The sequence below is a fragment of the Thermoanaerobacterium sp. PSU-2 genome, assembly GCF_002102475.1.
GTDB lineage: Bacteria > Bacillota > Thermoanaerobacteria > Thermoanaerobacterales > Thermoanaerobacteraceae > Thermoanaerobacterium.
In genome coordinates, this window is sequence record NZ_MSQD01000030.1 from 1 (window position 1) to 3,272 (window position 3,272).

At 36.9% G+C, this 3,272-nt stretch carries 2 protein-coding genes, 6 tRNA genes and 1 rRNA gene; 8 read left to right on the forward strand and 1 reads right to left on the reverse strand.

What is annotated here, in order from left to right:
* The first annotated feature begins 23 nt into the window (after positions 1-23).
* The 6 genes from rrf to BVF91_RS12925 all read left to right on the forward strand — a co-directional run bounded on the left by rrf (position 24) and on the right by BVF91_RS12925 (position 569).
* Positions 24-132, forward strand: a 5S ribosomal RNA gene (rrf, locus tag BVF91_RS12900).
* A gap of 7 nt (positions 133-139) precedes the next feature.
* Positions 140-214: transfer RNA gene (locus BVF91_RS12905), tRNA-Asn, on the forward strand.
* A 6-nt stretch (positions 215-220) separates the two neighbouring features.
* Positions 221-295 (forward strand) — tRNA-Glu (locus tag BVF91_RS12910).
* Positions 296-303: 8 nt separating this feature from the next.
* A tRNA-Ile gene (locus BVF91_RS12915) sits at positions 304-379 on the forward strand.
* An 18-nt stretch (positions 380-397) separates the two neighbouring features.
* Positions 398-474, forward strand: a tRNA-Asp gene (locus tag BVF91_RS12920).
* Between the two features lie 22 nt (positions 475-496).
* Positions 497-569 (forward strand) — tRNA-Phe (locus BVF91_RS12925).
* Between the two features lie 277 nt (positions 570-846).
* Here the strand turns inward: BVF91_RS12925 and BVF91_RS12930 are convergent.
* Positions 847-919: transfer RNA gene (locus BVF91_RS12930), tRNA-Thr, on the reverse strand.
* A gap of 240 nt (positions 920-1,159) precedes the next feature.
* On the opposite strand from BVF91_RS12930, the gene BVF91_RS12935 reads away from it, so the two are divergent.
* Both BVF91_RS12935 and BVF91_RS13540 read left to right on the forward strand, forming a co-directional pair.
* Positions 1,160-2,341: an iron-containing alcohol dehydrogenase gene (locus BVF91_RS12935; RefSeq protein WP_085113756.1), complete on the forward strand. Its 1,182-nt coding sequence runs from the start codon at positions 1,160-1,162 to the stop codon at positions 2,339-2,341.
* Positions 2,342-2,592: 251 nt separating this feature from the next.
* Positions 2,593-2,949: a transposase family protein gene (locus BVF91_RS13540; RefSeq protein WP_240495845.1), complete on the forward strand. Its 357-nt coding sequence runs from the start codon at positions 2,593-2,595 to the stop codon at positions 2,947-2,949.
* The last annotated feature ends 323 nt before the right edge of the window (positions 2,950-3,272 follow it).

The window sequence follows — 3,272 nt, forward strand, 5'->3', positions numbered from 1 at the left end:
AAAAGACAAATGAACGAAAGATTTCCGGTGGCAATAGCGGAGGTTAAAAACCCGTTCCCATACCGAACACGGAAGTGAAGCCCTCCAGCGCCGATGGTACTGATTTCTCGGGAGAGTAGGTCGCTGCCGGATAATATATTCCTCAGTAGCTCAATGGTGGAGCAACCGGCTGTTAACCGGTAGGTTGTAGGTTCGAGCCCTACCTGAGGAGCCAATACGTGGCCCCGTGGTCAAGTGGTTAAGACATCGCCCTTTCACGGCGGTAACATGGGTTCGAATCCCGTCGGGGTCACCATAAATTGAGGGCCTTTAGCTCAGTTGGTAGAGCGGTCGGCTCATAACCGATTGGTCCGGGGTTCGAGTCCCTGAAGGCCCACCATAAGTTAATAGATATTGCGGCCCAATAGCTCAGTTGGTTAGAGCGCCAGCCTGTCACGCTGGAGGTCGAGGGTTCGAGCCCCTTTTGGGTCGCCATTATTATACATAATTTTAATACGCCTCGATAGCTCAGTCGGTAGAGCAAGGGACTGAAAATCCCTGTGTCAGTGGTTCGATTCCACTTCGAGGCATTAATGAAAAAAGAGTTTCAGCATAAATACTGAAGCTCTTTTTTTGCAACTAACATTAGCATATTTAAAGAATGAAATTCTTTATAAAGGATTTTTTGTTTTTTCAATCTTTTATATCAAATACAGATTATTTTTATTCGCATTTTCTTATTTCTTTCTTTGAGTTACAAATTCATTTATGAAGCTTGTTGCTAATGATTTCTTAGTTTCGCAAATATTTCGCATACAAAAAGGGCATCGATAAAATCTCGATACCCTTAAATCCTACAAAATCCAGAGCTGGCAAAGGGACTTGAACCCTTGACCTGTTGATTACGAATCAACTGCTCTACCGACTGAGCTATGCCAGCACCACACTAATATAATATATCATGAAAATTGATTTTTATCAAGTATCTATTTTGATAAATGGAAATATAGATTGGGTAACCATCAAAATTAAAGTCTAATGAATGGATATTGATATAAAATAGATAATTATTATTGTCTAATAAAAGATGTTCGATTTCTTGACTTTTAAAATTTAGAGTATCATAATAGAAGTTGGGATAATTATAAATGAATTAAAAGTCAGAGGGGGTCTATATAATATGAACACTAATTTTACTTATTTTATGCCGACAGAAATTATTTTTGGACCGGGCACACTGGAGAAGCTAGCTACTGTTAAATTGCCGGGCAAGAAAGCCTTATTGGTCATAGGTAGTGGCAATTCAATGAGAAAGCATGGTTATCTGGATAGAGTTGTTAATTACTTAAAACAAAATGGGGTCGATTACATCGTCTATGATAAGATATTACCTAATCCAATTGCAGAGCATGTTGCGGAAGGGGCAAAAGTAGCAAAGGACAATGGATGCGATTTTGTCATAGGATTAGGAGGCGGTAGCACAATAGATTCATCAAAAGCAATAGCTGTAATGACTAAGAATCCGGGTGATTATTGGGATTATGTTTCTGGTGGCAGCGGAAAAGGCATGGAAGTTAAATATGGTGCATTGCCTATCGTTGCGATCCCTACGACGGCAGGTACTGGCACAGAGTCTGATCCGTGGGCTGTTGTGACAAAGACAGAGACAAATGAGAAGATTGGATTTGGATGTAAGTATACATATCCTACACTTTCCATCGTTGATCCTGAATTGATGGTGTCAATTCCACCGAAATTTACTGCTTATCAAGGCATGGATGCATTTTTCCACTCTGTAGAAGGATATTTGGCGACTGTCAATCAGCCAGGAAGCGATGTTTTAGCGCTTCAATCCATAAGCCTTATTACCGAGAATCTTCCGAAAGCTGTGGAAGATGGCAATAATATGGAGGCTCGTACTGCATTGGCATGGGCAAGTACTGCCGCAGGTATAGTAGAATCATTGTCATCATGTATTTCACATCATTCGTTAGAACACGCTTTAAGTGCATACCATCCAGAGATACCGCATGGTGCTGGACTTATAATGCTTTCGGTGTCTTATTTTAGCTTCATGGCTTCAAAAGCCCCTGAAAGGTTTGTAGATATAGCAAAAGCAATGGGTGAGGAGATAGTTGGAGGTACTGTAGAAGAACAAGCCATGTGTTTTATAAATGGTCTTAAAAAATTGATTAGAAATATAGGAATGGAAGATCTAAATCTGTCAAGCTTTGGAGTAACTAAGGATGAAGCTACAAAATTAGGGAAAAATGCTATGGATACAATGGGCGGTTTGTTTAATGTGGATCCATACAAGCTATCGTTAGATGAGGTAGTATCCATATACAAAAATTGTTTCTAAATAATGGTGAAAAGCCGCTTAGAGTGATAAGCGGCTTTTTGCTCTTATTAAAGAGATAATTTCCTCAGAGATTTCGCATTTAAAAATTTTTAGAATGATAGACACGTTGATTTATAAAATTTAACTAAGAGCAGCTAGAAATATGTAATTTTCCGTTTTTTACTGGAAATTGAAAGAAAAAATTTGCAAAATAAAAGCATCCTTTCTATAATATGTTTTGCGACAACCTAAATAGAAAGGATGCTGATAAAATGAACAAAAGTTATTTAAAACAAATGCTTATCTACTTCTCTAAGATATACCATCTTGGAGAAAAAATCAATACCCTAAAAGATAAAAGAGCAAAATCTTCAGTAAAAATTTCAACAATTACCTTTGTAGTATTATTTGGATTTATGCTTCAAATAAGGAGTTTTAATAGGTTGGAACATTGGCTTAAAAAAGGTAAATTTAAAAAAGTATTACCTAAAAAGACTAAAATTCCTCGTATAGACACTATTAGGCGTGTTTTAAGTAATTTTGATTTAGATGGCTTAAATGAACTTAATAATAGTATAATCAAGACAAGTACAAAAAATAAGGTTTTTAGAAAAGGAACTATAGATTGACTAAAAGTTGTTGCAATAGATGGTGTAGAGTTATTTGAAAGCACTAATAAGTGCTGTGATAATTGTCTTACACGAGTCCAAAAGGACGGGATTACTCATTACTTTCATAGGTCAGTAATATGTGCAACTGTAGGTTCTGATCCACATCTTATCATAGGTCAGGAAATGCTTGAACCTAAAAGAGATGCTTCAGATAAAGACGAAGGAGAAATCACAGCAGGCAAGCGTTTAATTAAGAAATTGCATAAAGAATTTCATCATTTTGCAGACATCATAGTAGCTGATGCATTATATTGTAAATCTACTTGGATTAAAGAAGTTTT